Raw genomic sequence first — 25742 nt, 5'->3', positions numbered from 1 at the left:
GTCCGTCCTACCTTCTCATCAATTGTAACTGCTGAATCGCAATAATCGTCTTGGCATCACAAATATCGCCACTTGCAATCAACCCAAGTGCTTCATCTAGGCTCACATGATAGACTTCAATCACTTCGTCATCGTCCATAGGACGGGGATTTTCAACCTTAACTAGATTTTTTGCCACGTAGAGGCGCAAGCGCTCATTGCAAAAACCAATCGCCGAGTAAAAATCGTACAAGAGTTCCAAATCACCTGTATAGCCTGTTTCTTCTTCAAGTTCACGAAGGGCTGCTGCCATTGGATCCGCATTTTCTCCAACTTCCAGCTTTCCTGCAGGGATTTCATAACTGGTCGCCTCAATCGCCTTGCGGTACTGTTTGACCAAGATTACCTTATCCTCAGGCGTGACCGCCAATACGCAGACTGCTCCCTTGTGGAAAATCAATTCCCGCTTGGCTTCTCCCCCCATAGGAAGCGCTACATCGTCCACGACAACGTCAAAGATATGTCCTTTAAAAATCTCTCTCCGATTGATGGTCTTTTCTTCAAATTTCATGACAGCTCCTAGTCCTTCTTTGGATAGTGCGGCAAGTGTTTGGCGTAGTCTTCCTTGGTTTCCTGACGGCTACGCCCAATGGCGACCGCATCTTGTGGCACGTTTTTGGTAACGGTTGATCCAGCCGCTGTCAGTGCATTGTCGCCAATCTCAAGTGGGGCAATCAAGGTCGAATTTGAACCAACAAAAACATGGTTGCCAATCTTGGTCGTGTATTTTTTCTGTCCGTCATAGTTGACCGTAATCGTTCCAGCACCAAAATTGACATCACGTCCAACCTCAGCATTTCCAATATAGGTCAAATGACCAGCCTTGGTATTTTCACCGATTGTAGAGCCTTTTACCTCAACAAAATTGCCAATGTGGACATCTTTTGCAAGGCTGGACCCTGGACGGATATGAGCATACGGTCCAACTGTCACACCTTCTGCGATGCGAGATTCCTCAATCATGGAGTTAGTCACGACCACGCCAGCACCAATTTCTGAATCGACAATGTACGTACCGTTGGTCAAGAGGCTCTCTGCCCCGATGGAGGTCTTTCCTTTCAAGGTCACATTCGCCTCAATCCGCACATCTGGCGCAATCGCTACATCAATATCAATATAGGTCGCTGCCGGGTTTGTAAAACTGACACCATTAACCATGTGAGCCTTATTGATACGCTCTCGCATGACTTCTTCAGCTTTAGCAAGGGCTACGCGATCGTTCACTCCCAAACTCTCATCAAAATCACGGAGCACATAAGCGCCGACCTTTTGACCTGCTTCACGGAAAATGCTAATAACATCTGTGATATAGTATTCTCCTTGAGCATTGTTGGTATTGATATTTTTCAGTGCTTCAAAGAGACGCGCATTGTCAAAGACATAGGTTCCTGTATTGATTTCCTTGATTTGCTTTTCAAAATCAGAAGCGTCTTTTTCTTCGATAATCTTCGTCACTTCACCGTGTTGATTGCGCACGATACGGCCGTAACCAAAAGGATTATCGGTTTCCGCAGTTAAAATGGTCGCCACATTTTTATGATTGACATGAAACTCGACCAAATCGCGTAGGCTTTCTCCTGTAATCAAGGGAGTGTCCCCTGCGATGACAAGGGTTTGCCCGCTACAGTCTTGAAGGACAGGTTCTGCCATCATCACAGCATGACCAGTCCCAAGCTGTTCTGCCTGGGTAACGAATTCTGTCTGCTCTGCCAATACCGCTTCGACCATTTCCGCCTTGTGACCGACAACTGTTACGATTTTTTCAGGAGAAATAGCTGAAACACTACGGAAAACGTGTTCCAACATGGAAATCCCTGCCACCTTGTGTAAAACCTTGGGCAGGTCAGATTTCATCCGAGTTCCCTTACCTGCTGCTAAAATAATTGCATAATTTGTCATATAGCTTGTTCCAATCTAGTATTGTCGCTCCTATTATAGCATATTTTCGAGTGTCAATAAAGCCATGACCGTCCTTACGCTCTTCAGACCCCTAAAAAATCCCTTTCTGATACAGAAAAGGATCTCATTGAGCAACTATAGAGGATAAACGACTTTAAACTCTTCCAACACAACCAAACTCTTTGGTGAAAACTCTAACCCTGCTTCCAGTAACCATTCGGTGAATATTTCTTCATGCACCTTGCGCCAGTAGGCAAGGGATTTATCGCCCTCTCCTTCTTTAAAGGCGTGTTCTGCTGACACTTGATTGAATGGACAAAGTTCCACCTTGGTCGTTTCAATCACACAAATCGCCTCATTCCGACTGTTTAAAATCACATCAAACTCCCCAACTTGAGGAAGAGGTTCCTTTTCTATCTCGTATAATTCATAGGCTGATGCTGTTGCTGTCTTTTCCCCGCTCAAGACCAAGTCTGCGAGCAAGTCTGGCTCAACACCAAATTGCCAAGCATCTATCTCCTCTCCAATCTGAGGATTGACAAGGCGGTAAGCCGCCCATATTTCTTCTGCCGTCATAGTTTCTCCCTACTTTTCTTCATAAGCTGGGTAGGCAGTCATCAAGCGATACCCAAGTTGTTCGGCTAAATTTTTCGAGGCTTCATTATGCGCATCCCACAAGGGCAATACCCCTCTCCGACACGATTCCAACATCATCTGCGCCGCTAAACTACGGGCAAATCCTTGCCGTCGATGACTAGGAGCTGTTGCAATCTCAATTTCAATCGCTCCCTGATAGACCAAGCCAGTAGAAATCCCTGCACAGACACGTTCCTGACATATAACCACGAATCCATACCCACCTGCAGCTTGAAAATCTGAAAAGGTCTGCCAAGCGCCTTTTAAGTCCTCAGACCAAGCCTCATCTTGTAAACGCTGAAACATCTCTGAATCAATCGCCTGTATCTCTGCCTGTTGAGAAAGAGCTTGTATAAGCTGAGCTAGGTGCTCGACATCAACATCCGCTTGAGCCTGAAAAGCATAGCGATTAAAACACTTCAAGCTGGTTTCTTGTTGGAACATCTCCTGCCAATCTGCTTCCTCAGAAATGATAATCTTATGCTTCAACCCATACGTATCTCGATAAGTTGTCCAAAGAGTTTTATTACTGCTGCCTGCTAGAAAGAGGAAATTTCCCAAGTCATAGAGAAAACTCCGTTTGCTATCATCCGAAAACAATCTCCCCAACCCTGACACTAGTCCATAGCGAACCATATTTTTCTTCCAAGATTGAAAGGCAGCAATTGGTTCTACTGCGTGTTCTTTCATATCTCTACCACTCCGTCTAGCCAGCTGACAATGTCTTGCATGACTTCTTCCTTGTTCCATTCATTGAGAATTTCATGACGGGCTTCTGGGTACAAGGTCAAGCTGACCTGAGAAACACCTGCCTTGAGGAGCTGGTCATAGAAACGCTTGACCCCTTTACCACACGCGCCCACAGGATCTGCCTCTCCTGAAATCACAAGCAGCGGCAACTCCTTTGGAATCCTATTTATCCAAGTCGTCTGCGCAGCATAGTTGGCAAAGGTAAACAAAGCCTTGTACATACTGAGTGTCGGTCTGAATTGGTGATACGGATTGATCAAGTATTTTTCGACCTCTTCTTCATCGCGTGTCAGCCAGTCTGCACTGGTCTTCGTTGGTGCAAACTGCTTGTTAAAACTGCCTGTACTCATTGCTTCAACCAGACTACTACGATAAAGAGGTCCATGAATAGCTGTTAAGATAGTGACTAGAGCGATTCCTGCTCTCGTTTTCACAAGGGGCTCTTGACCTGTTCCCATGAGAATGCCGGCAGTGACCCCTTTACCATACTCCGCCAGATACAGGCGCGTAATGTATGATCCCATGGAATGTCCCATGATAATCAGAGGCACATCTAAATAGTACGTCTTTATCTCATCTTGCAGGTTCCTCACATCCTCAATCAAGGTATGCCAGTCATCTGGAAAGACACCGTAGTCTTCTTGCTTACGAGCCGTTTTCCCATGCCCCACATGGTCGTGACCGACCACTGCATAACCCGCTTGATTGAGAAAACGGGCAAAGGCATCGTATCGCTCAATATGCTCAATCATGCCGTGCACGATTTGAACGACTGCTTTTGGCTCATCGATTGCCCATAGAATCGCACTGGTTTGCCGTAGCCCAAAACGCCACCTTGTCACTTTTGTCATTTGTTTTTCCTCAGTTGATTTATTTCAAACTCCAACCGCCGTCAATTTTAAGGATTTCTCCCTGCATGGCACTTGCTCTTCCGCTTGCTAAAAAGAGGGTCACATCTGCGATTTCTTCAGGCTCTAGCCAGCGCTTGATTGGCGTTTCCGCTACGACCCAATCTGCTAGACCGCCCTCTTCAAAGTCACTAGCTGTCATGGCTGTTTTAACAGCGCCTGGCGCTAAGCCAAAGATCTGAATGCCCTTGTCTGCATAATCGAGCGCCAGCTGCTTGGTAAAACCTGCTAGGGCATGCTTACTGGTCGTATAGGCTGCACCACCACCGCCTGCTAGGAAACTGGCAATTGAGCACATGTTGATAATGATACCAGTCTTTTTCTCCAACATTTTTGCCAGATAAAAGCGGGTAATCCGCATGGTCGCAAGTAGATTAACGGCTAGAATATCCTCGATTTCTTCCTCGCAGATCTCTAACAGTGGCTTATAAGCATCTAGTTTACCAGCGGTATTGCAGAGAATATCCACTTCTTCTAACCAGTCAAAGAGGGTAGCTAAGCTGCCCCGTAGATCTAGTTGTAAAAAATGAAAGGCTCCAACCAGCTGAGGATTTTCTTCCTTATCGACACCGTAGACGGTATAGCCATTTTCCAAAAACAGTTGAGCCTGAGCCCGTCCAATGCCTGAGGAGACACCTGTTACAAGGACTTTCTTAGTCATGGACTTCCACCCAGTCTGTCGCTAGGACATCGCACGGTGTTGGGCTCCACATGGAAAAGCCCTCACCCTCACCTGATACATTGATTAAGAAGTAAGGCGTCACTTCAAGCGCCACACCGTTTTGCTCAATCGTATCAAAGAGCTGGACATAGTTTTCAGCTCCACCCCAGCCTGTCCGAACGTATTTTTTCTTAGCTTTTAGCCCCGGTAAAATTTCTTCAAATGTCATGTTTTTCCTCTTTTCTATAACGGACAGTTCTTCTGTCTGCCTGTTTTTCACTCCTACATTATACCACAAGTCTTATCGACAAAAAACACCAACCACTGGGGCTGATGTTTTAAGGAGATTATGAAAAATATTTAGGATTGACTTTAGTATATCCTATCTTCTCATCTCTTTCATCCGTCTTGAGGCTGATTTAGTTGGAACGGATAATAGATCGGTAAGATCGAGCCGTTAAGAGATAAACAAGGAGATAGAGGGTGAAATATCCAAGACAGCTCCATAGGGCAACTTGTAGGACTAGGCTACTATTGACAATTCCAATCTGAAGCAAAATCTGAGTCAGAACCTTATAAGCAAAAGCCAAATGCAGAAAAGCAATGCCAACGGGGAGAAAGAAGACAGTCGCCATCTGCTTGCGGATACTTTGCTTGGTCTGTCCTTCGTCCAGCCCTACTTTTTGCATGATGACAAAGCGTTCTCTATCTTCATAGGCTTCTGAAATCTGCTTGTAGTAAATCACCAATACGGTTGCCATGAGGAAAACCAGAGATAGGAAGATCCCAATAAAGAAGAGGGAACCTGTAAAGGCAAAGGTACTGGCTCGTTCGGCTGCGCGACTACCTGTTCCCATTCCAGAAAGGGTGAGAGAGGTAGGTTGCTGATCCGGATTCAGCGCCTGCCAATTTTCCCAACGCTGCCTCTGCTCCTCTTCGGTCAAGCTAGTATCTACTCCGATATAGGTCTTCCTATTTGTCAGCAAGGAAACATCTGCTAAATCATGCACAACTAGAATAAGCCCTGGCACTATTTGAGTAATATTGTTCGGTGTTTGATAGGCTGTAAAATTCTTGGGCAAGCGCTTTTTAACCGTAAAGGATTGCTCCCCTATCACTAATGGTTGGTGCACATCAAAGTCAACATCCTTGCTATAAACTGCAACCTGATCGCTTGATAAGTCTAAACGCTCACCTGTCATTCCTTTATAAGAGGCTTCATCAAAGACATAAAGGACATTGATGTCGTAAAAACTGAACCCTTTCCTATTCTTATCAAGGAGCTTGACGTGATTCTTCTCCATCTTTCCCGTTATACCTTCAAAGAAGGTATAGGTGACCATCTTGCTGATTGGAACGCCATTTTGCTCTAGGTTCTGTGAGGTCCATTCTTGCAGTACCGCTTCCTCATCACCAGTAGCATTCCTTGTGGTTTCCCCATTTTTTTCAAACTGATAATGGTAGGTGAAATCATTTGGCTCTAGCTGCTGAATCATATCATTTCCACCAATGTAGATATTGATTCCACCAATCATTGTAATAATAAACATGGTAGACAATATCGCAATGGTCGCTAATCCCATGGCGTTTTTCCTCATCCGAAAGACAAGATTCGATACAGAAATAAAATTCGCCGGCTGATAGTAATAACTTTCTCGCTTTTGCAGCCATTTCAAAAAGCTGATGATTCCCGCATGAAAAAGTATGTAGGTGGCAACAATAACGAGGACAACTGCTGTGAAAAAGACAGGCAGGGCCTTAATCGGACTCTCTACACTTAGGGATAGATAGTAGGCATAGGCCAAAATTCCCAGTCCAAGCAAGGTTTGAAGTAGCAAAAACCGTCCTTTTGCCTCTCCTCTTTTTTGACCTTTCACTAGCTGAAGCGAAGAAGATAGACTTAATTTTCCAGCATTTAGAACAGCCAAGCCGAAAAAGATAAGGAGAAAATACAAGATGACCGCCAGCGCATTTCCCCATTGGAAAACGGAAACCAACACCACCTTAACGTGCATGGTCTTGAGTAAAATCGCATAAATCAGCTTATCCAATAGGACACCCAGCCCCAGTCCAAAACCAACAGTCACCGTTGAAAAGAAAATGGTTTCAAGTAAGGTCATTAGGAGCAGATGACCTTTTTCTAGGCCAAGAACCGTATAGACTCCTAGTTCTTTCGAGCGATTTTTCATGACAAATCCGTTGGCGTAAAGGAGTAGCATGGCAACCGTAAACAAGACAACATACTGCCCCAATTGAAGAGTCAGCGTAACCGGTTTTGCCCCATAAACTTCTGCCAAGTGTGGATTGTGGCTAAGTGAGATAAATAGATAGGCAATTGCTGCCGATAATACTGTCACTAGGGCAAAGGGATAGTATAATTTTCGGTTTTTTAGCAGATTGGTGCCTGCTAATGTATAGATGACCTTCCACATCCTATTCACCTTGATTCGCCATGAGAGTCAGCGTATCTGAAATCAACTGAAACATCTCATGTGAGGTGCGATCCCCTCGAAAAATCTGATTATAGAGCTTGCCATCCTTGATAAAGAGGACACGTTTAGCCCGACTGGCTGCTGTGGTGGAATGGGTAACCATCAGAAGAGTTTGCCCCATTTCGTTTATTTGGTCAAAAATATCCAGCAAGGTTGCAGAAGACTTGGAATCAAGCGCCCCAGTTGGCTCATCTGCTAGTAGAATTTCTGGTTGTGTAATAATCGCACGCGCGACCGCGACCCGCTGTTGCTGACCGCCTGAAATCTCATAAGGCATTTTATCTTTTAAGCTGGCAATTCCTAGGCTATCGAGCACTTCTGATTGCCGCTTGTTCATCTCATAAAGGGAGACACGCGATAAAACTAGGGGAAGGAGGACATTGTCCTTGACCGACAAGGTATCTAGTAGGTTAAAATCTTGAAAGACAAAGCCCAGTTTCTCCCTGCGAAAAGCAGAAGCATCCTTGTTTTTAATCGTCTGGGTATCCATCCCATTCAAGAATACCTTGCCTTGGGTGGGTTTGTCTAGCATGGCTAAAATATTGAGTAAGGTTGATTTTCCCGAACCAGATTCTCCCATAATCGCCACATATTCACCCTTTTCAACGCTAAAGTGAATATCTTTTAGGGCCTCTACCTGATTGGCTAAAAAGCGTGTCTGATAGATTTTCTGTACATGTTGAACGTCGAGTAATACCATATAAACCTCCTTGTGTTCCTTGAAGCGCAAATTCAGACATCAGTAGCCGATACTGTCTTGCCTGTTCAACTCTTTCTAGTCTTATGATAGCCCATTTCTTCCTATTCTACCTTAGCTTTAGCTCTCATTTATCTTACATTCTTGTAAGATTGGCTAGTCAATGACAAGAGACTCTTCTTTTAGGAAAATGCGGACTTGGGTTCCTTGCCCGACCTCAGAGGTCAACGAAAAACGCAGACCTAGTTTTTGACTAATCTGCCGGGCCAAGTACAGCCCAAGTCCGGACGACTGTTGCGAAATACGGCCATTGTAGCCTGAAAAACCTCGATCAAAAATGCGCTTTATGTCACTTTTAGCAATGCCAATCCCCGTATCTTGGATAACTAGTTCATCTCCATCTAGGTAAATCCAAATCTGACCACCAGTCGTGTATTTGATCGCATTTGAGATGAATTGCTCAAGCAGGAGACAAAACCATTTCTTGTCCGTTGCAAGGGCCAGCTCTAGCCTATCCAAACGTAGCTCTATCTTTTGTTGGATAAAGAAAATCGAAAATTTCTTGACTACCTGACGGACGAGTGTCTCAAGAGATTCACGCTCTACCACCAAGTCTTCATGAAAAGATTGCAGGCGCAGATAGTTCAAGACCAAGCCTGTATACTGCTCAATCTTAAACAGTTCCCGCTCCAAGGCCTGTTTTTCCTCACTTGCTGACAAGTCCGCAATTAAAAGCTGACTAGCTGCAATGGGAATTTTCATTTGATGCGCCCACAAGGTATAGTAGTCCTGAACATCACTCTGTCTCTCTCGTGCATGATCAAGGTGCACTTTTAAAGCCTCTTCTAGCTGATTGATCCGTTCCTGTAAGACCACCTCTGTCGCTGTTCCAGTCACAATGTCATGACCACTTTCTGCTAGGGCATATCGCTGCCATTCCCGAAATAAATCAATAGCTACAAGCGCCAGTCCAAGCACCATGAGCAAAAGACTGGTGTAGACCGTCAAGGCTGTCTCCACATTAAAGAGTGAACTAATACTGGTAATCAAACCAAGAAAAATCAACACCCCCACCATAAAAAGAAAACGCCCCGTTAACCAGTGCTTGATAAAAAAGCCAATCTTCCTCCTAGTCATCCTGCCTCACCAATCCATAACCAATTCCTTTTTTGGTCGCAATCAAGTCCTGCAAGCCCATATCTGCTAATTTGCGGCGCAAACGCCCGACATTGACCGTCAGCGTATTATCATCGACAAACAAATCGCTGTTCCACAGTTCCTTCATCAATTCTTCTCGACTGACAATAGCCTTGGAACGTTCAAATAAAACTCGTAAAATCTGAAATTCATTTTTGGTCAAATCCTCAATCTGTCCCTCATAGCTGACCTGCATGCTTTTTAAGTCCAAGCGAATCTCCCCAAAGGTCAGCACCGCCTGCTCTCCCAAGAAATCATAGGTTCTACGCAGCAAACTTTGGATTTTCGCGAGTAGAACCGTCATATCAAAGGGCTTACTCACATAATCATCACCGCCCAGATTGATTGCCATGACAATATCCATGGGCTGGTCCCGCGATGAGAGAAAGAGAATCGGTACACTGGACATCTTACGAATTTCCTGACACCAATAGTAACCATTAAAGAAAGGAAGCCCAATATCCATTAAAATCAAATGCGGTTGAAAATCTTCCACCTGCTCCAAAATCCGCTGAAAATCCTCGCTTTCAGCTACTTCATAATTCCAATTCCGAAGATGTTTTGCCACCAGCTGACGAATCACCACATCATCTTCCACAATCAAAATCTTCTGCTTCATTTCCCCACTCCCTTTCTATTCTATTATCCATTATACGCTATTTTCCCACTAAAAAGAGCCAAAACCAAATATTTCAACCTAACATTTTTGTCATTTATAGTCCCGTCCTGTTGATTTATGCGGACGCAAGCACACTCGCCTTATATTTTCCCAGTCGGGGTTTCTCAACACCTTCTAAACTGCTTGCTGTTGTGATTTTTCCTTGCTTACGATATAATAATGTAACTATATTTATAGGAGTATCTATGCCAAACTTACTGAATTATATCGAAGAAGTAGCTCATCAGGATTTTTATGACGTCCCGCTCAACCGCTTGGATATTCTAGCCTTGACAGAGATTGCCTACCTGCCCTTTAATGACTTGGTTGCGCCTGACTTTACCACCGAAAAAACCCCTCGACTAGATCATGTCGCTACGCAATTTGAAGCACTCTATCACGGAGAAACGCCAAATATTTCGGTCACAATCACCCCTGAACGAATCCAGCTGCTCCAACTCCTAAAAGACGCTAAACGCTTCAAAGCAATCAAAGTCCTTGCCTTTATCGATGACTATGACAAGGGAGAAGAAAAACAATTTGCAGCCCTAACCTACAAAGTCGGTCAAGACAAGTTAGTCACCATTTTTAGAGGAACAGACGACACCATTATCGGCTGGAAAGAGGACTTCCACATGACCTATATGGCAGAAATCCCCGCCCAACAATCTGCGACCACCTACCTCAAGCACATCATGGGCATGTCGGATCAGACAATCTACGTAGCGGGACACTCAAAGGGCGGCAATCTTGCAATTTATGCCAGCAGCCAGATGATGACAGCAGACCAACAGCGGATTGCCCAGATTATCGCCTATGATTCACCAGGTGTGCATCCGTCTGTCATTGCATCGAGTGGCTATCAAGCCATAAAAGACCGTATTCAGCCCATTATCCCGCAAAATTCCATTGTCGGCATGCTCCTTGAAACGCCTGACAATGCAGAAATTGTCGAAAGCAAGGCCTTTGGCCTACTCCAGCATATCAGCTTTTCTTGGGAAGTAGAAGGGCATGATTTCAAACTGGCGCCTGCCCTGACAGAAAACAGCATTCAAGTTGACGAAACCTTAAAAACATGGACAGCTAGCCTTAATGACGAAGAACTCAAGCGCTTCTTTGATCTCCTCTTTGGCATGTTCATCGATGCAGGCATTGAGCGACTCAACGATTTTACCGTTGACACACCGAAAAAAATCAGCCTCCTCATGCAGCAGCAACAAAACCTGACCGACGCAGAAAAAGACATGCTTGACAAACTCTTTCGCCGTCTGATTGACACCCGCTACCAAATCTGGAAAGAAGCCCTGACAACGCCTTATGACAAGGTCAACCAGTGGTTCCAAAGTTTAACAAATAAAGATAAAGAAGACTAGATTATAGTGAAATTGAATAAAGGTTAGAAAATTTGCGAGCGTAGCGAGCACAATACCGCCACCACCACCGTGCTAAAAGTGACAGAAGTCGTGATTTCGTTGAAATCGATTATCCTCGCTTCCTTGTTTCTGGGCTCGGGCTAAAATAATCCACTGGATTATTTTACTCCCAAGGAAGTCGCTGATGTCCGAAAGCACATAAGGATGGTGCAATAAAAAGACTTTTTCTTCAATCTGATATAACGTATAGCTAGCAAAAATTTTATATAGCTGCTGTATAGATTACCATATAGTAAGCGTATAGATGATGAGCCATACAGAATTTTAATGGAGCAAATTATCAATCTTCAAAAAATCATCTACAATAAAGACTTAAAATTACTAGAATATTCTCAAAAAAATGCGGGCAATTATGTAATCAGTTGACTACATCGGCAAAAAATGTTATCATTTTTTAGAAAGCGTATTCAGGTTAGAAAGGTCATTATTCATTCGGAAACGATATTACCTGAAATATAAAATTTACTACCTACTACCTACTACCTACTAACTTATATTTTTATATTAACTAGAAAGTAGGATAACAATGAAATTCTTAAAAAAATCTTTGCCTACATTTTTAATTGTTTTATCCCTCGTTTCTTTATCTGCTATAGTTTCTCAACCTGTTTTTGCAAACGATACTTCTACATATAGTAGCAGCTTCGAACAGGACATGAATGATGAACATATTACTCAAATATTAACATTAGCCCATTCAGTATCTAATACTGGGCAATGTAGTGCTATAAAAGATGTGGTAATTACAGAAAAAGATATTCAAGAATTTAAATTATATTATCAAGCTGCTCAGTATGAACGAGCAAACAGTCATAGTGGCTATTTCAAAAGTAACACAGGATGGGTAAAACGCTCTGATGGCATCACATTAAGTTGTTATTTTTATCCCGCTGCTATGTTCATTGGTGGAGAAAACCCAAATGCAAAAGCTGCTAACTTTTCGAATGCTTTTAGATTATTGAAAGCCCGTCATAGTTCGAGTCCGAATTGGAAAAATACTGCTTCCATGGAAGTACAATTCTTATGCCATGCATTTACTATTGGAAGATTAAAAAATCCATGGAATATCGAACCTTGGAGAACCGATACGAATTTAACCAGTGTTATCGCTCATGGTTGTAATCCTTAGTTATGGAAATTTATTTTAATTTAATTCAATTACTCTGTCTTTTTATAACTATTATCATCATAATAGGAAAGATAAATAGTTCCTTAATTCAAATAGTTTTATTCAGTATTTTATCTATTTCTGTACTAAATCAAATTTTAATTGGGTTTGCTAGTGACTTAAATATTGTAAGATCCAGTCCTCTACCATTCATTTGTATGGTAACTAATATAATACTAACTTTTAGTTACTGTTTATATAGCTTTTACAAAAAAGTATAAACCAAAACGACAATTCTGTATTCGATGAATTGTCGTTTTTTAACTGTATAAAGTGAATAAAAATACTATTTTGTAGCTCTCATCCCATTTATAGCTATGTTTTAAATTACATCTAAAATGCTAAAAATCAGTACTACCAAGAAATTATTTACTATTTTAGTTTTATATTTCCGAAAAAGAACAATCTTTTGGAAAGACAAATAGCAGATTTTCCTTCTCCAATCCCATCGTCAGAATATAGGTCTGCGCCTCGATTTCTTTGATGAATCCTAGGATTTCTAAGGCTCTGACAAAAATATCTGTCCGCCGTTGGATGACCCTTTCTTTTCGTGCAAATTTTAACAAAAAGGTGGTCATATACTTCATCGCATAGTCCTGATTGACATCGCCCAAGAGCTGATAAAGAGCTTCTTGCTCCCTTGATAAAGGAAGCTGGTTGGACAACTTGTAAAAATAAGATGACAAGGTCAAGCGCTCCCGAAGCGCATCAACTTCTTCCTCGATGATGACCTTGTTGGTGGAATTGCTTGTTGCAACTGTAAAGGTTGCACGGCTTAATTCCTCAAAAATCGGACTGGTCGTCTCAACAAAGATTTCTTGGTCTAGCCTCAAGTCCTCTAAGCTCGTCAAGTAAGAAAAGGCATTGGTATAGCGGCGATTCTGCCTGCGAATATAACCTGCTTGAATAAAGCGGTCCAATTGCCGATCAACCGTTGCGACTGTAGCAAACTCTTTTTTAATCTGTCGCAGGGTCACATCACTATGCTGGTCCAAATACTGAATGAGATCTTGAAAAAAACGTGAACGGGTTAACTTACTAGGATGATACACTTTAATCATGAGATTATTATACCACACAAAAAGTCCTATTTGGTAGACCAAATAGGACTTTGTTTATGTAAATCGCCTATACTCAAAGAAAAGCAAATTCAGACTCGACAACGAAGTCGTAAATAGAATTACTGGTTCTTTAAGACGAGTTAACGAAGTATGAGTTTGATGTTCAAAGAGTATTAGTTGTTAAAGCTGTCTGTCAACTGAGGCACCACTTGTTTTTTACGAGATACGGCTCCAGCTAAGAAAGCATGATTATTTTCAAGGATGAAGTTAAAGGCTGCTTCAACCTTATCCATGTTTTGTCCGAGTGCTAGGATTTCTGAGTTTGAGTTGACGATATCGGTAATCATCAAGACAAAGTCCGAGTAGCCATTTTCGCTGCTTGCTTTTTCAATCGCTGCTTCAATTTCTGCTTGGCGTTCCAAGACTTCAGCAATATCAACTGTATTAACCTGCGCTACACGAACGGCATTGCCATTTAGTTCAAAGGTTTTAGCATCAATGTCAATCAATTCATCTGCTGTTTTACTAGCAAGGTTTGTACCTGCTTTCAACATGGCAAGACCGTATTCTTCCAAGTTCACCCCTGCGATTTCTGCCAATTCTGCAGCCACTTGTGGGTCGCTTGCATGAGTCGTTGGAGATTTGAGCAACAAGGTATCTGAAATCAAACCAGACAAGAGCATCCCTGCCACTTCTTTTGGCGGTGTGAGATCATTTTCTTTGAAAGCACGGTAAACGATTGATGAAGCTGATCCAACTGGCTCTAAACGCATATAAAGAGGATTTGCTGTCTCAAAGTTTGCCACGCGGTGGTGGTCGATAACTGCTACTACTTCTACTTCCTTGATGTCAGAAATAGACTGTTGAAACTCATTGTGGTCTGTCAAGATGACTTGCGCCACACCTTCTGCTTTTGCAGATTCTACCACGCGCGGTGCTACTACACCAAAATAATTAAGAGCAAAGGCTGTTTCTTCATTTGGCGTGCCAAGAGCTACGTTTTCCGCATCACGACCAAAGGCTTCACGCTCCAAATACGCCCAGCCATACGAAGATGCGATCGCATCTGTATCCGGATTTTGGTGACCAAAAACTAAAAATTTAGACATGTATCTTACCTCTTTAAGCATTATTCATTCTATTTTAGCATATTTTCAGGCACTTGTGAAACATTCTTTCTAGAAGATTTGCAAAACGTTTTCAAAAAGGGTAAGATAGTAGGTAGAACAATGGAAAGGAAATCCCTATGAAATTTACAGACTATACCTATACTCGCCCTGATTATGCTCTCATAAAAGAACAGATGGCAGACTTGACCCAGCAATTGCGCCAAGCTCCCTCTGCAAACGAAGCGCTTGATAGCGTAAAAAAGATCACGAAGATTAATGCAACCATTGACACACAGATGAATCTTTGGAGTATTCGTCATTCTATCGATATGAATGATGAATTTTACAATGAAGAAACCAAGTTTTGGAATGAGCATCTACCTCTCTTTGAAGAGTTGACAACAGCCTACTACCAGGCGATACTTGCGTGTCCATTCCGTGCGGAATTAAGCGAATTTCTACCAGAAACCTTCTTCATGCTAGCTGAAAACAAACAGAAAATCTTTTCATCTGAAGCCATTCCTCTTTTCCAAAAAGAAAATGACCTCGTTGATCAGTACAATAGCTTGATTGCTGGCGCACAAATTGACTTTGAGGGTCAAACCTACAATCTCGCACAAATGACACCGTTTGCCCAATCGACTGACCGCAAGATTCGTAAGACAGCTTCTGACGCTTCAACAGCTTATTTTGCAAGTAAAGAAGAAGAGTTCGACCGTGTTTACGATGAATTGGTCAAGGTGCGGACTGAGATTGCCCATACACTTGGCTTTAAAGACTATGTCGAATATGGCTATGTCTCAATGAATCGCTTCGACTACAACCGTGATATGGTTAAGGTCTACCGCGAGGAAATCCTCAAGCATGTCGTACCAATCGTACAAAAATTACGCGAACGCCAAGCAAAACGGATTCAAGTTCCAAGTCTCAAACACTATGACCTAGCTCTAGAATTTCTCGATGGAAATCCAACGCCGCAAGGTGACCCTGACTTTATCGTCGGCGAAGCACAAAAAATGTACCATGAATTGTCCGCAGAAACAGGCGAATTTTTCGACTTTATGATTGAGCATGATCTGCTTGACCTGGTCGCAAAAACTGGTAAAGATAGCGGGGGCTACTGTACCTATATCCCTGACTACAAGAGCCCATTTATCTTCTCAAACTTCAATGGCACAAGTGGCGATATCGATGTCTTGACCCACGAAGCTGGACACGCCTTCCAAGTCTATCGCTCACGCTGGATTGCAAGCCCTGAAGTCATCTGGCCAACCTATGAGACCTGTGAAATCCACTCCATGTCTATGGAATTTATGACCTGGCCTTGGATGGAGCGCTTCTTCAACGACCAAGTGGATAAGTACAAGTTTACTCACTTAGCAAGCGCTCTTCTCTTCTTGCCATACGGTGTCCTTGTGGATCATTTCCAACATGAAATTTATGAAAATCCAGCCATGACACCAGCAGAACGCAAGGCGACGTGGAAACGTTTAGAAGGGCTTTATCTGCCTGACCGTGATTTCTCTGAATCAGAAGCCCTTAACCGTGGCATCTTCTGGTACCGTCAGGGACATATCTTTGCAAGCCCATTCTACTACATCGACTATACTCTTGCTCAGGTCTGCGCCCTCCAATTCTGGAAACGCACGCAGGTCGATCACGACGAAACTGCTTGGGAAGACTACCTTCGTATCTGTGACCTAGGTGGAACAAAATCCTTCCTTCAAGTCGTTGCAGCAGCCAACCTTGAATCACCATTCAAAGAAGGTGCTCTTCTTGCAACCACAAAAGCAGCCAGTGACTGGTTAGATAGCGTGGATGACGCGAGTTTCTAACATATAAACACTAAAAGAAGCTGGATAAAAACTCAATTTTTGACCTTTCTCTTAAAAACTGAACAATATAAAATGGCTTAGAATCAACGTTTCTTGACAACGTTAATCTAAGCCATTTACTATTTGTAAGACTTTTTGCCCAGCCTCTTCTTGTCGTTTTCAATTCAAACTGGATTAGCGTCCCTCAATTCCCCCGCACACGGTTCAGGTAGTCCTGATAGCTTTCTGTATCCATAAGGTTTTTGGCATTTTCAACGCGGGCCTTGGTAGGTGGTTTGGTTCCTTCTAACGGGTATGGTCGACCCAATTCCCGCCATTTAAATTCACCTAGGTTATGGTAAGGAAGCACTTCAAAACGCTCAACGTTGTCCAAGGTCTTAACAAATTTCCCTAATTCAATCAAGTCTTCATCACAGTCTGTTAAGTTTGGCACCAAAACATGGCGAATCCAGACAGGCTTGCCAATATCAGAGAGGTAGCGGGCGCATTCTAAAATGGTCTTATTGCTATGTCCCGTTACAAAGCGGTGCTGGTCAGGGTTCATTTCCTTAATGTCCAGCAAGACCAAATCGGTCACTTCCATGAGCTTAGCATATTTTTCTAAATACTTAGGCGTATTGCGGAAAGTAAGAGCACAAGTATCAAGAGTCGTATGAATCCCCTTTTCTTTTGCTAGCGTAAACAGGGCAATCAAAAAGTCAATCTGAATGGTCGCTTCTCCACCTGATACGGTAATACCTCCTTCTTTTCCCCAGAAGCCCTTGTAGCGAATGGCTTCATTGAGCACATCTTCTGCCGTCCGCTCAGTTGCCGCAGGATTGACCAAGTCCCAAGTGTCAGGATTATGACAATACTGGCAACGCATGTGGCAGCCCTGCATGAATACTACAAACCGAATGCCCGGACCATCTACCGCTCCAAAACTCTCCGTTGAATGCACTAGACCTGTTACATTTTTGTAATCTACTACTTCCATTCTCTCTTCCTCACTTCTTGATAGATTTATTATATCATAAATTTAGGAAAGCGTTTGTATGAAGGATTGTGAAGATGAAAAATATTCTTGCAGAAGAACTCCTTTCATAGTTTATCAAATCTACAGTAGGATTTTTGGATCTTAGGCTCAAAAATAAGTAATTGAAACTGCTTTAAAGTTTACTTGCGTCCGCACTACCTAAGAAAGTATCTCCATTTTTTGTCTACATACGGTCAGAGTTTGATTTTAAAAGACTAAGCCACGGCTCAGTCTTTCTTTTCTTTTTTATCTTTTACGTCTTCTTCTACTGCAAGCGGTGTGATGAGGAGTTTGAGCTTGGTCACACGGCCATTTTTGACCTTATCATTGATCATAACTAAGTGGTAGCCGTGGTTATCCACTTCGTAGGCTTCTTTTTCTTCCTGACTTGGAATGGTTCCAAGACCTGTCAGATAGAATCCTGCAATCGTGTCTACATCATCGCTTTCTAGCTCCGTATCAAAGTGCTCATTGAAGTCATTCAAGGTCATATTTCCCTGAACAATGTAGGTATGCTCTGCGATTTCTCGGACAAAGACTTCTGTTTTATCTGTCTCATCATCGATTTCCCCAACAATTTCTTCTAACAAGTCTTCAAGGGTGACAATCCCTGCCACACCACCGTACTCATCGAGTAAAATGGCCATTTGATTTTGGGTATTGCGAAGCGCTTTTAACAAATCATCAACAAAAATCGTCTCTGGTACAAAGAGGGGTTCCTGCATGATACGACGGATATTGAGATTTTCAAAGCCGTTCTCAAAGCCTTCTGCCAAAATCCGCTTGGTATGAATCAAACCGATAATATTGTCCTTGTCGCCATCATAAACTGGAATCCGTGAAAAATTCTGCTTGAGAATATCGGCCATAATCGTTGCCGTATCTTCTTCAATATCGACCATGAAAGCGTCCGTTCGCGGCACCATCACCTCACGCGCCACCATTTCATCCAGTGCAAAAATCCCTTGCAACATTTCAATTTCATCAGCGTCTAGGGTTTCCTCACTCTGGGTGGTCAAAATGTACTCGATCTCATCACGGGTCATCTTTTCATCAGCATCATCAAACTGCATCGGTGTCATCCGACTGATGAGATTAGTCGCAGCAGACAAAAGCCAAACAAAGGGACTGACAATCTTGCCCAAAAAGATGATAATGGGAGCAGAGATAACCGCCAGATTTTCTTTCATGTTCATGGCAATGCGCTTAGGATAGAGTTCACCAAGGACGATGGAAATGAAGGTCAACAAGGCGAGCGCAAGCCAGTAGCCAGCAGTCTGTGCCGTCGCAGAATTCCCCAACCAACCAGCAAATACAGCACCTAAATCACCTGCCAAGCTCGCACCTGACAAGATACTGATAAAAGTGATTCCGACCTGAATAGTCGATAGAAAATGATTGGGGTTTTCAAGGACGTTTAATAAGCGAATAAATTTCTTTTCTCCCTCAGCTGCTTTTTGTTCCACACGGGAACGGTTGAGGGAAACCAAGGCCATCTCAGAAGCTGAGAAAAAGGCATTGAGCAAGGTCAACAAGAGCAATAATAAAATTTGTAAATGAATGGTCTGACTACCAGGGTCTTCCATGATGTATGTGTCTCCTATAAAAATATATAATAGAACCATTATACCATGTTTTGAGAAAGTTTGTCACTTAGATGTGACTAAAGACTGCAAATTTACTTGAGTGGTTCAACAGTTGACAAAAAACAGACAAAGCTCAGATGGGGGATAGGTGTTCGTGAGATGTATTTGATATGATAAGACTATCATTATTCAATACCCCGAAAGGAGAAACAACATGAAACAAAATCGACTATCGCAGCTCCTCGTGCTTGGAGTCCTCCTATCAGCAGGAGGATTTGCCCTAGCGGGTTGTACCACTCAGAAAAAAACGACACCTGCTCCTAAAAGCACGCAACAAATAACATCAAAAGAGACCAAAGAAACTGCTGAAAGTCGTCGTAAGCAGATTACGGATATTGCGACAAGTAGCTACAACGGTATTGCCTTGGTCAAAACAACAACAGACAAACCTGGATTTGGGACAGCGACCTTCCTCACACCTGATACACTTCTGACCAATCGTCATGTGGTCATCCCCTTTAAAAATGCCGACGAGGCTGCTGTCCGAGTCATTGGTACAGATGGAAAAACAATTGATCTTCCTGTCAAGGAACTGATTGCTCCAGAAGATGAAAGCATGGATGTGGGTATCATCAAGCTCAAAACGCCAATTACAGAAAACAAGGCGCTCAGCCACATTAAGATTCAAAAGATGGCCAGTCTTGAAACGGTAAACAAGACCAAAGTCTCAGACTTCGTTCGCGCCGTTGGTTATCCAGGAGATAAGGAACGTGGCACCTTATGGGACAGCCATGGTACAATTAAAGAGATTGATGGCAACTTCCTGACCTATGATGCACTGATTGCTAGCGGATCCTCAGGATCACCCCTCTTTAACAAGGACGGAGAATTGATTGGTATCGCTAATGCCTCAACCGAGGATACTGAAAACCCAACCTCTTTCGGACTCTTATTTGACAAAACGATTCGAGCATTTATCGCTAAACACCTGTAAGCCTTGTTCCTTATTTCTATGATATAATGGTAGAAATAATACGAAAAGAGGTACGATATGATTCTTTCCATGCAGAAACTTTCCTACCGCAGACAGGGCAAAACGATTTTAGATAGTCTGTCTTGGGAATACAGGGCTGGCGAGCAATGGGCTATTCTCGGACTCAACGGGGCAGGCAAGTCCACCTTGTTGCGGATTCTAACAGCCGAATTTTGGAAGAGTTCTGGAGAATTGAGTGTTCTAGGTATCGAATTTGGTAAGGGCGATATTCCGACCTTACGGACAAAAATCGGGATTGTCGGCTCTTTCCTAGCTGAACGCTTTCCGACCGACCTCTCTGCCGAACAAATCGTCCTCACTGGCAAATACAAGTCCTCCATTCTCTACCGCGAATACGAGGAAACGGAGTTAAATCAAGCCAAGGACATGTTGCGACAAATAGATGCAGAACATCTCATCGGGCGAACCTATGCCAGTCTCTCTCAAGGGGAGCGCCAATTGCTCCTCATTGCCCGCAGTCTCATGGAAGAGCCAGAGCTATTGATTTTAGATGAGGCAACTGTTGGGCTCGACCTGCTAGCCCGCGAGCGCCTGCTCAAGCATATTGAGCAAATCTGCAAACTCCCAAAGGCACCTGCTATCATCTCCGTCACCCACCACGCAGAAGAAATCACCCAATCTTTCACCCACGTTCTTCTCTTAAAAGACGGAAAAATTCTCGCAAAGGGACCGAAAGCAGACATTCTCACCCCAAACATCCTCTGCCAATTCTACGACCAACAAGTCGAGTTGATTCCGCTAGGAGAAGAGAGAGTCTTTATCAAACCGATTGTATAACGAAAACCCTAGACGCGTCCGTCTGGGTTTTTAGCTGAACAATTGTTCACTGCATTCTAAGTCTGATTGTTTTTCAATGAATCTATCACATATATGGTATGTGCGTTTCGATGTGCGCGAGGTAAGACGAGTAACGAGTGTCCGCAGTCAAAACAAAAAACTTACCAATCAAGCGATTGATAAGTTCCTTATTTTGGTTCTATCCTTTTCGGGCATAATTCATCACATCATAGGGAAGAGTATTGACGGTTTCCTTGAGGGAATAATTTTCTAAATTGTTGACATTCTGCCGCAAATACTTGGCATAGCTAGCAGAAATCAAGCCCTGTTCTTCATATTCAAAGATAATTTTACGTTCCAGATAGTAGCCCCGCATCATTTCATTGATATTGTTAGGCTTCATTCGTGTGATAACCCGCTCGATAAAAGCACCACTACCGATAATGGCGGTCTCGCGCAAACGGGCATCCTGTAAGAAATTAATTAAAGAATTTTTATAAATTCCTTTCAAGTGCTCCAAACTCTCCACGATGACCTCGGTATTAGCTAGATAAAGCTCGGCAATACTTTCAATCTCGTCCTTGGTCAAATGCCGTTTTTCTTTTTTGCGCCATGAGCGAAGTCTCGCACCTAAGGTCACAATTTCGTGGAGAATCAAGCGGGACACCCGCCAAAAGACAATCCAGAAATAGGTGAAACGAGAAGCCAGATTGCGATTAATTCGCTGTTCCATAGCTAATAGATAACGCTGATAGAGGTGGTAAGACCTATCATCAATCTTGCCTTCCTCATAGGCCTGCTCGAGACCGTCATTTTCAATACTGAGAATCAAGAGCTGAAGACTAGCCAAATCTCTACGAACCGACTTGTCCTCCTGCTCTAAAATGAGATTTTCAATCCGCCCGTGGTAATTATCAATAGCTGCATAAAGAGGACCCTTGATCTTGGTATGGCTCAAATCCGCTTCTAGTTCCATGACGACATCGTTTAAAATAGCAATGTGCATCAGATAATCTTTGGTTTCTTCCTTTCTATCAGACAAATGCGGTAGCACCACCAAGCCAGACAAGAAGCTAAGTAGTGTCACACCTGCTACAATAAAGAGTAAGAGCGGATATTCCCGTCCTAGGGTTGCGGGAATCAAGAGAATAGTCGCAATGGACACTGTTCCTTTCACCCCTGAAAAGGTCAGCAACAGACTATCTGTCAAAGCATAGGACATTTTTTTCTTTAAGCGCAGCATCCGAAAGCCATAGAAGCCATAAATCATGACAAAGCGAAGGCTGAACATCAAGAGGGTCAAGACCAAAACGGTAATTAATAAGAAAAGATTGTCGTAAATCGGACTGCGGAGAATTGGTTCCAAAATCAAGCGTAGCTCAATCCCTAATATGACAAAGACGGAGCCGTTAAGCATGAAGGTCACCGTATGCCAGACCGTGTCGGTCACCGTATCCACCTGCGCTTCTAGGAGGGTGATATTCTTAAAACGGCTAGCCTTGAAAATCCCTGCAACAACAACCGCGATGATTCCTGACACATGAATCTCTTCTGCTAAAAAGAAGGTCAATAAGGGCAGACTCAGCTCTAACAACAATTGCCCGGCAATATCAGACGCCCGCACACTCAAGAGCAAGCGATGCAAGCTCTGATTGAGAAAGGCTGTAAACGCTCCAACTGCAAAACCACCGATGATAGAAAAGAGCAAGGAGATACCTGCTTTTTCTAAGGAAAAACTCCCTGTTACCCAGGCAGAAACTGCAACCTGAAAGGCAACTAGACCACTGGCATCATTAAGCAAACCCTCTCCTTTTAAAATACTCTCCACTCGCTTAGCAAAGGTGAAGCGTTCTGACAAAGAAGCAAAGGCCACCAAATCAGTCGGTCCAAGGGCGGCTCCCGCCGCCAAGCAGGCTGCTAGGGGAAGCGTCGCCCACAAAACATGCGCCATATAGCCGATACTCAAGGTCGAAATAAAAATCACCGGGAAAATCAAAAACAAAATAATCCGCCAGTAGCGTAAAATACTAGTCACATCACTTTCTTCTGCTTCCCGAAACAAGAGGGGACCGATGACCAAGGCTAGAAAGGCTTCTGTATCCAGATGAAATTGCCCCTGTGGCAGACACAATCCCAATAAAACCCCTGAGACAATTTGTAGGAGGGGCAAGGGAAGACGGGGAAATAATTTATTAGCTGCGTTTGAGGCAATCAGAACGAGTAAAAAGACAATCAGATAAAGGAGTACTGTCATCCACTACCTCCTTATTTTTCATTGCAGCACTTCTCAAACAAGAGCCGTTGCTCAGAAATTTTTTCGTCGATTTTAGATAAATCTCGATGCTCAATCTGCTTCTGGCAGCGTTCCATTTCTAAGCTGATCAACTTTTGCTTGATTTTGGTCATTTTTTTACTCAAATGCGCATCATCAAATTTCTTAGCCAGCTGCTCACCTGCGTTGGAATCAACGTATTTGCTTCTGAGACCTGCTAATTTTTCCTGTAAGTATTTTTTATCCATGGTTGTATTCCTTTATTTTTTCAAGCATTACTAGAAAGGGCGGGTGATTGACCTGATTGAGAGTACGGTAAATCACTGCGGTAAATTCCTGTTGAGGGAGCTTAGTCACAAAGTCCAAGACCACATCACGCTCCACATCCCCTCCCTCATGGCCATAATAAATCATGACCGCAATCCGACCACCAACTACCAAGCGTTGGCATAATTTTTCAAGGGCGAGCAGAGTTGTCTGAGGCTGGGTAATGACCGACTTGTCTGCACTAGGCAGATAGCCGAGGTTAAAAATTCCTGCCTTGATTGTATCGATATAGGCGTCTACCTGCTCATGTCCTGCTAAGACTAACTCGACATTGGTCAAACCAGCGGTAGCTAATCGCTCCGCAGTCTTTTCTAGTGCCTGCTCTTGAATATCAAAAGCCACCACTTTTTTAGCACGCTCAGCGAGAAACAGGGTATCATGTCCATTTCCCATGGTGGCATCCACCACGATATCTTCTTTTGTCACCACTTCTGCTAAAAACTGATGTGCCATTTCTAAAGGTCTTAACATGTAAACTTCTGCTCCTTTGCCTTACAACCTTGCACGCTCCCACGGCGACGCATTTCATCTTCAATCGCATTCAGCACTTCCCATTTGTTGAGGCTCCACATAGGCCCAATCAGCATATCACGAGGAGCGTCTCCGGTAATCCGATGAATGACGATGTGCTTGGGGATAATCTCCAACTGGTCACAGATAATATTGACATACTCTTCTTGACTGAGTAGCTGCAAACGTCCTTCATGGTAATCCCGCTGCATACGCGTATTGGTCATCAGGTGTAGTAGGTGCAATTTAATCCCTTGAATATCATTATCCGTCACACAACGGCGGACATTTTCTAGCATCATCTCATGCGTCTCACCAGGCAGTCCGTTAATCAAATGCGACACAATTTCAATCTTGGGAAATTTCCGCAGGCGTTTCACCGTTTCTACATAAAGCTCATAAGAATGCGCACGGTTAATCAAGTCTGACGTTTCTTCAAAGGTCGTCTGCAAGCCCAACTCAACTGTCACGTGCATGCGCTCAGACAGTTCCGCTAAATAGGCAATCGTCTCATCTGGTAGGCAGTCTGGACGAGTTCCGATATTGATTCCAACAACTCCTGGCTCGTTAATCGCCTGTTCATACCGCTCACGAATCACCTCGACCTTGTCATGGGTATTGGTGAAATTTTGGAAATAGACCAAGTATTTTCTAACCTCGGGCCACTTGCGGTGCATGAAGTCAATTTCCTTATAAAATTGCTCCCGAATGGGGGCATCAGGCGCTACAATGGCATCTCCAGAGCCTGACACCGTACAAAATGTACAGCCCCCCTTAGCCACAGTACCGTCACGATTGGGACAATCAAACCCCGCATCAATCGGCACTTTAAAGGTCTTTTCTCCAAATAATTTCCGATAATAATCATTCAAGGCATTGTAAGATTTCATTCTCCTATTCTACCATATTTCACGAATTGCAGGAGCGAAAAAATTTGAAAAATCATTTTTCTTTTGACTTTTGCAAATCCTTTACGAATAGATAGGTATGAAGATTGTATTATTGATTTGTTTAGGAGCCTCCATCGGCTCATTCTTAGGTCTGGTTATCGACCGTTTTCCTGATACATCTCTTGTCTTTCCTAGGAGCCACTGCAATCACTGCAAAGAGCCTCTCAAATGCTGGGACATGATTCCGATTGTTTCCCAACTCATACTGCATTTCAAATGTCGCTATTGCAAGGCAAACATTCCCTACTGGTATGTAGGACTGGAATTGATTTCTGCTGGACTGATACTCCTGCTTGTTCAAGGTGTGATTTCCATGCTCCAATGCACCCTGTTGTTTGCTGGTCTGGTGCTAAGTATCTACGATGTAAAGCACCAGGAATATCCCCTTATGGTCTGGCTAGCTTTTACCTTTCTAGCTCTACTACTTTCAAGCCTCAACTGGATCTTTTGTGGTTTCATTGCTCTCGGCATCCTTGCAGAGACCTATAAGCTCAATATCGGATCAGGTGACTTTTTCTATCTAGCTAGTCTATCGCTTCTCTTTCCTCTCTCCGACCTTCTTTGGATCATCCAACTGGCTAGCGTATTGGGGCTACTCATGTTCAAACTATTTGCACCAAAATCTCTTCCTTATGTCCCTTACCTGTTTCTGGCAAGCTTGATGGTGCAGTTGGTCTAGACGTTCCATATCCTAGTTTCAAAATAGTA

General features: G+C 43.3%; 25 protein-coding genes. 6 read left to right on the top strand and 19 right to left on the bottom strand.

What is annotated here, in order from left to right:
• Positions 1 to 7: 7 nt before the first annotated feature.
• The 11 genes from CHF41_RS04870 to CHF41_RS04820 all read right to left on the bottom strand — a co-directional run bounded on the left by CHF41_RS04870 (position 8) and on the right by CHF41_RS04820 (position 9898).
• On the bottom strand, positions 8 to 550 hold the full coding sequence (locus CHF41_RS04870; RefSeq protein ID WP_119876239.1) for an NUDIX hydrolase: 543 nt from the start codon (positions 548 to 550) through the stop codon (positions 8 to 10).
• An 8-nt stretch (positions 551 to 558) separates the two neighbouring features.
• Entirely contained in the window at positions 559 to 1938 is a 1380-nt protein-coding gene (gene glmU, locus CHF41_RS04865; protein WP_119876238.1) for a bifunctional UDP-N-acetylglucosamine diphosphorylase/glucosamine-1-phosphate N-acetyltransferase GlmU, read from the bottom strand.
• A 135-nt stretch (positions 1939 to 2073) separates the two neighbouring features.
• Complete coding sequence (locus CHF41_RS04860) at positions 2074 to 2514, bottom strand: ASCH domain-containing protein (protein WP_119876237.1); 441 nt, start codon at positions 2512 to 2514, stop codon at positions 2074 to 2076.
• A gap of 9 nt (positions 2515 to 2523) precedes the next feature.
• A complete protein-coding gene (locus CHF41_RS04855; protein WP_119876236.1) occupies positions 2524 to 3264 on the bottom strand; it encodes a GNAT family N-acetyltransferase in 741 nt (246 codons plus the stop codon).
• Positions 3261 to 4175: an alpha/beta fold hydrolase gene (locus CHF41_RS04850; RefSeq protein ID WP_119876235.1), complete on the bottom strand. Its 915-nt coding sequence runs from the start codon at positions 4173 to 4175 to the stop codon at positions 3261 to 3263. The genes CHF41_RS04855 and CHF41_RS04850 overlap by 4 nt, the downstream gene beginning before the upstream one ends.
• 19 nt (positions 4176 to 4194) lie before the next feature.
• Positions 4195 to 4893 (bottom strand): 3-oxoacyl-ACP reductase, encoded by a 699-nt coding sequence (locus CHF41_RS04845; RefSeq protein ID WP_119876234.1) that lies wholly within the window; start codon positions 4891 to 4893, stop codon positions 4195 to 4197.
• Positions 4886 to 5122 (bottom strand): DUF2829 domain-containing protein, encoded by a 237-nt coding sequence (locus CHF41_RS04840; protein WP_000141913.1) that lies wholly within the window; start codon positions 5120 to 5122, stop codon positions 4886 to 4888. Before CHF41_RS04840 ends, CHF41_RS04845 begins: the two co-directional genes overlap by 8 nt.
• A 190-nt stretch (positions 5123 to 5312) precedes the next feature.
• Positions 5313 to 7325 carry an FtsX-like permease family protein gene (locus CHF41_RS04835; RefSeq protein WP_119876233.1) on the bottom strand — a complete coding sequence of 671 codons (2013 nt, stop codon included), beginning with the start codon at positions 7323 to 7325 and terminating at the stop codon, positions 5313 to 5315.
• 1 nt (position 7326) lies between these two features.
• Entirely contained in the window at positions 7327 to 8085 is a 759-nt protein-coding gene (locus CHF41_RS04830; protein WP_119876232.1) for an ABC transporter ATP-binding protein, read from the bottom strand.
• Between the two features lie 153 nt (positions 8086 to 8238).
• Positions 8239 to 9219, bottom strand: a complete 981-nt coding sequence (locus tag CHF41_RS04825) for a sensor histidine kinase (RefSeq protein WP_119876231.1) — start codon at positions 9217 to 9219, stop codon at positions 8239 to 8241.
• Entirely contained in the window at positions 9212 to 9898 is a 687-nt protein-coding gene (locus CHF41_RS04820) for a response regulator transcription factor (protein ID WP_119876230.1), read from the bottom strand. Before CHF41_RS04820 ends, CHF41_RS04825 begins: the two co-directional genes overlap by 8 nt.
• A 245-nt stretch (positions 9899 to 10143) precedes the next feature.
• Here CHF41_RS04820 and CHF41_RS04815 point away from each other — a divergent pair, with 245 nt between their 5' ends.
• The gene (locus CHF41_RS04815) at positions 10144 to 11310 is read left to right on the top strand and encodes a DUF2974 domain-containing protein (protein WP_119876229.1); all 1167 of its coding nucleotides are present in this window, start codon (positions 10144 to 10146) and stop codon (positions 11308 to 11310) included.
• A 586-nt stretch (positions 11311 to 11896) separates the two neighbouring features.
• On the top strand, positions 11897 to 12499 hold the full coding sequence (locus CHF41_RS04810) for a DUF2599 domain-containing protein (protein ID WP_119876228.1): 603 nt from the start codon (positions 11897 to 11899) through the stop codon (positions 12497 to 12499).
• Positions 12500 to 12921: 422 nt separating this feature from the next.
• Here the strand turns inward: CHF41_RS04810 and CHF41_RS04805 are convergent, their stop codons facing one another.
• Both CHF41_RS04805 and CHF41_RS04800 read right to left on the bottom strand, forming a co-directional pair.
• On the bottom strand, positions 12922 to 13599 hold the full coding sequence (locus CHF41_RS04805) for a DUF1803 domain-containing protein (protein ID WP_119877138.1): 678 nt from the start codon (positions 13597 to 13599) through the stop codon (positions 12922 to 12924).
• Positions 13600 to 13772: 173 nt separating this feature from the next.
• Positions 13773 to 14708: a manganese-dependent inorganic pyrophosphatase gene (locus CHF41_RS04800; protein WP_119876227.1), complete on the bottom strand. Its 936-nt coding sequence runs from the start codon at positions 14706 to 14708 to the stop codon at positions 13773 to 13775.
• A 137-nt stretch (positions 14709 to 14845) separates the two neighbouring features.
• Here CHF41_RS04800 and CHF41_RS04795 point away from each other — a divergent pair, with 137 nt between their 5' ends.
• Positions 14846 to 16543, top strand: a complete 1698-nt coding sequence (locus tag CHF41_RS04795; RefSeq protein WP_119876226.1) for a M3 family oligoendopeptidase — start codon at positions 14846 to 14848, stop codon at positions 16541 to 16543.
• 184 nt (positions 16544 to 16727) lie between these two features.
• Here CHF41_RS04795 and pflA read toward each other — a convergent pair whose 3' ends face one another.
• The gene (pflA, locus tag CHF41_RS04790; protein ID WP_119876225.1) at positions 16728 to 17519 is read right to left on the bottom strand and encodes a pyruvate formate-lyase-activating protein; all 792 of its coding nucleotides are present in this window, start codon (positions 17517 to 17519) and stop codon (positions 16728 to 16730) included.
• Positions 17520 to 17785: 266 nt separating this feature from the next.
• Entirely contained in the window at positions 17786 to 19144 is a 1359-nt protein-coding gene (locus CHF41_RS04785; RefSeq protein WP_119876224.1) for a hemolysin family protein, read from the bottom strand.
• A gap of 214 nt (positions 19145 to 19358) precedes the next feature.
• Between CHF41_RS04785 and CHF41_RS04780 the strand changes: the two genes are divergently transcribed.
• Together CHF41_RS04780 and CHF41_RS04775 are read left to right on the top strand one after the other, a co-directional pair.
• Positions 19359 to 20138 carry a trypsin-like serine peptidase gene (locus CHF41_RS04780; protein ID WP_119876223.1) on the top strand — a complete coding sequence of 260 codons (780 nt, stop codon included), beginning with the start codon at positions 19359 to 19361 and terminating at the stop codon, positions 20136 to 20138.
• Between the two features lie 57 nt (positions 20139 to 20195).
• Positions 20196 to 20975 carry an ABC transporter ATP-binding protein gene (locus CHF41_RS04775; RefSeq protein WP_119876222.1) on the top strand — a complete coding sequence of 260 codons (780 nt, stop codon included), beginning with the start codon at positions 20196 to 20198 and terminating at the stop codon, positions 20973 to 20975.
• Positions 20976 to 21174: 199 nt separating this feature from the next.
• On the opposite strand, the gene CHF41_RS04770 is transcribed toward CHF41_RS04775, so the two are convergent.
• From CHF41_RS04770 to mnmL, 4 genes are read right to left on the bottom strand one after another with little or no spacing between them, the layout of a single operon-like run.
• Positions 21175 to 23229 carry a cation:proton antiporter gene (locus tag CHF41_RS04770; RefSeq protein WP_119876221.1) on the bottom strand — a complete coding sequence of 685 codons (2055 nt, stop codon included), beginning with the start codon at positions 23227 to 23229 and terminating at the stop codon, positions 21175 to 21177.
• Between the two features lie 11 nt (positions 23230 to 23240).
• Positions 23241 to 23495, bottom strand: a complete 255-nt coding sequence (locus tag CHF41_RS04765) for a hypothetical protein (protein ID WP_119876220.1) — start codon at positions 23493 to 23495, stop codon at positions 23241 to 23243.
• Positions 23488 to 24045: a tRNA 5-(aminomethyl)-2-thiouridylate-methyltransferase MnmM gene (mnmM, locus tag CHF41_RS04760; protein WP_119876219.1), complete on the bottom strand. Its 558-nt coding sequence runs from the start codon at positions 24043 to 24045 to the stop codon at positions 23488 to 23490. Before mnmM ends, CHF41_RS04765 begins: the two co-directional genes overlap by 8 nt.
• Positions 24039 to 24974 (bottom strand): tRNA modification radical SAM protein MnmL/YtqA, encoded by a 936-nt coding sequence (mnmL, locus tag CHF41_RS04755; RefSeq protein ID WP_075103952.1) that lies wholly within the window; start codon positions 24972 to 24974, stop codon positions 24039 to 24041. Before mnmL ends, mnmM begins: the two co-directional genes overlap by 7 nt.
• Before the next feature lie 97 nt (positions 24975 to 25071).
• Here mnmL and CHF41_RS04750 point away from each other — a divergent pair, with 97 nt between their 5' ends.
• On the top strand, positions 25072 to 25713 hold the full coding sequence (locus tag CHF41_RS04750; RefSeq protein WP_119876218.1) for a prepilin peptidase: 642 nt from the start codon (positions 25072 to 25074) through the stop codon (positions 25711 to 25713).
• Positions 25714 to 25742: the final 29 nt, after the last annotated feature.

Origin of the sequence: Streptococcus respiraculi (genome assembly GCF_003595525.1) — a bacterium.
Classification (GTDB): domain Bacteria; phylum Bacillota; class Bacilli; order Lactobacillales; family Streptococcaceae; genus Streptococcus; species Streptococcus respiraculi.
Note: the sequence above shows the minus strand (reverse complement) of the source record. Positions and strands in the feature narration are given on the sequence as shown.

What these genes read in the sequence shown, in the direction of transcription:
- CHF41_RS04820 (WP_119876230.1), bottom strand. Translation starts at nt 9,898, where the DNA reads ATGAAGCAGAAGATTTTGATTGTGGAAGATGATGTGGTGATTCGTCAG.
- CHF41_RS04840 (WP_000141913.1), bottom strand. Translation starts at nt 5,122, where the DNA reads ATGACATTTGAAGAAATTTTACCGGGGCTAAAAGCTAAGAAAAAATAC.
- CHF41_RS04770 (WP_119876221.1), bottom strand. Translation starts at nt 23,229, where the DNA reads ATGACAGTACTCCTTTATCTGATTGTCTTTTTACTCGTTCTGATTGCC.
- mnmM (WP_119876219.1), bottom strand. Translation starts at nt 24,045, where the DNA reads ATGTTAAGACCTTTAGAAATGGCACATCAGTTTTTAGCAGAAGTGGTG.
- CHF41_RS04815 (WP_119876229.1), top strand. Translation starts at nt 10,144, where the DNA reads ATGCCAAACTTACTGAATTATATCGAAGAAGTAGCTCATCAGGATTTT.
- glmU (WP_119876238.1), bottom strand. Translation starts at nt 1,938, where the DNA reads ATGACAAATTATGCAATTATTTTAGCAGCAGGTAAGGGAACTCGGATG.
- CHF41_RS04810 (WP_119876228.1), top strand. Translation starts at nt 11,897, where the DNA reads ATGAAATTCTTAAAAAAATCTTTGCCTACATTTTTAATTGTTTTATCC.
- CHF41_RS04765 (WP_119876220.1), bottom strand. Translation starts at nt 23,495, where the DNA reads ATGGATAAAAAATACTTACAGGAAAAATTAGCAGGTCTCAGAAGCAAA.
- CHF41_RS04835 (WP_119876233.1), bottom strand. Translation starts at nt 7,325, where the DNA reads ATGTGGAAGGTCATCTATACATTAGCAGGCACCAATCTGCTAAAAAAC.
- CHF41_RS04795 (WP_119876226.1), top strand. Translation starts at nt 14,846, where the DNA reads ATGAAATTTACAGACTATACCTATACTCGCCCTGATTATGCTCTCATA.
- CHF41_RS04855 (WP_119876236.1), bottom strand. Translation starts at nt 3,264, where the DNA reads ATGAAAGAACACGCAGTAGAACCAATTGCTGCCTTTCAATCTTGGAAG.
- CHF41_RS04850 (WP_119876235.1), bottom strand. Translation starts at nt 4,175, where the DNA reads ATGACAAAAGTGACAAGGTGGCGTTTTGGGCTACGGCAAACCAGTGCG.
- CHF41_RS04800 (WP_119876227.1), bottom strand. Translation starts at nt 14,708, where the DNA reads ATGTCTAAATTTTTAGTTTTTGGTCACCAAAATCCGGATACAGATGCG.
- mnmL (WP_075103952.1), bottom strand. Translation starts at nt 24,974, where the DNA reads ATGAAATCTTACAATGCCTTGAATGATTATTATCGGAAATTATTTGGA.
- CHF41_RS04780 (WP_119876223.1), top strand. Translation starts at nt 19,359, where the DNA reads ATGAAACAAAATCGACTATCGCAGCTCCTCGTGCTTGGAGTCCTCCTA.
- CHF41_RS04830 (WP_119876232.1), bottom strand. Translation starts at nt 8,085, where the DNA reads ATGGTATTACTCGACGTTCAACATGTACAGAAAATCTATCAGACACGC.
- CHF41_RS04750 (WP_119876218.1), top strand. Translation starts at nt 25,072, where the DNA reads ATGAAGATTGTATTATTGATTTGTTTAGGAGCCTCCATCGGCTCATTC.
- CHF41_RS04805 (WP_119877138.1), bottom strand. Translation starts at nt 13,599, where the DNA reads ATGATTAAAGTGTATCATCCTAGTAAGTTAACCCGTTCACGTTTTTTT.
- CHF41_RS04860 (WP_119876237.1), bottom strand. Translation starts at nt 2,514, where the DNA reads ATGACGGCAGAAGAAATATGGGCGGCTTACCGCCTTGTCAATCCTCAG.
- CHF41_RS04775 (WP_119876222.1), top strand. Translation starts at nt 20,196, where the DNA reads ATGATTCTTTCCATGCAGAAACTTTCCTACCGCAGACAGGGCAAAACG.
- CHF41_RS04870 (WP_119876239.1), bottom strand. Translation starts at nt 550, where the DNA reads ATGAAATTTGAAGAAAAGACCATCAATCGGAGAGAGATTTTTAAAGGA.
- pflA (WP_119876225.1), bottom strand. Translation starts at nt 17,519, where the DNA reads ATGGAAGTAGTAGATTACAAAAATGTAACAGGTCTAGTGCATTCAACG.
- CHF41_RS04845 (WP_119876234.1), bottom strand. Translation starts at nt 4,893, where the DNA reads ATGACTAAGAAAGTCCTTGTAACAGGTGTCTCCTCAGGCATTGGACGG.
- CHF41_RS04825 (WP_119876231.1), bottom strand. Translation starts at nt 9,219, where the DNA reads ATGACTAGGAGGAAGATTGGCTTTTTTATCAAGCACTGGTTAACGGGG.
- CHF41_RS04785 (WP_119876224.1), bottom strand. Translation starts at nt 19,144, where the DNA reads ATGGAAGACCCTGGTAGTCAGACCATTCATTTACAAATTTTATTATTG.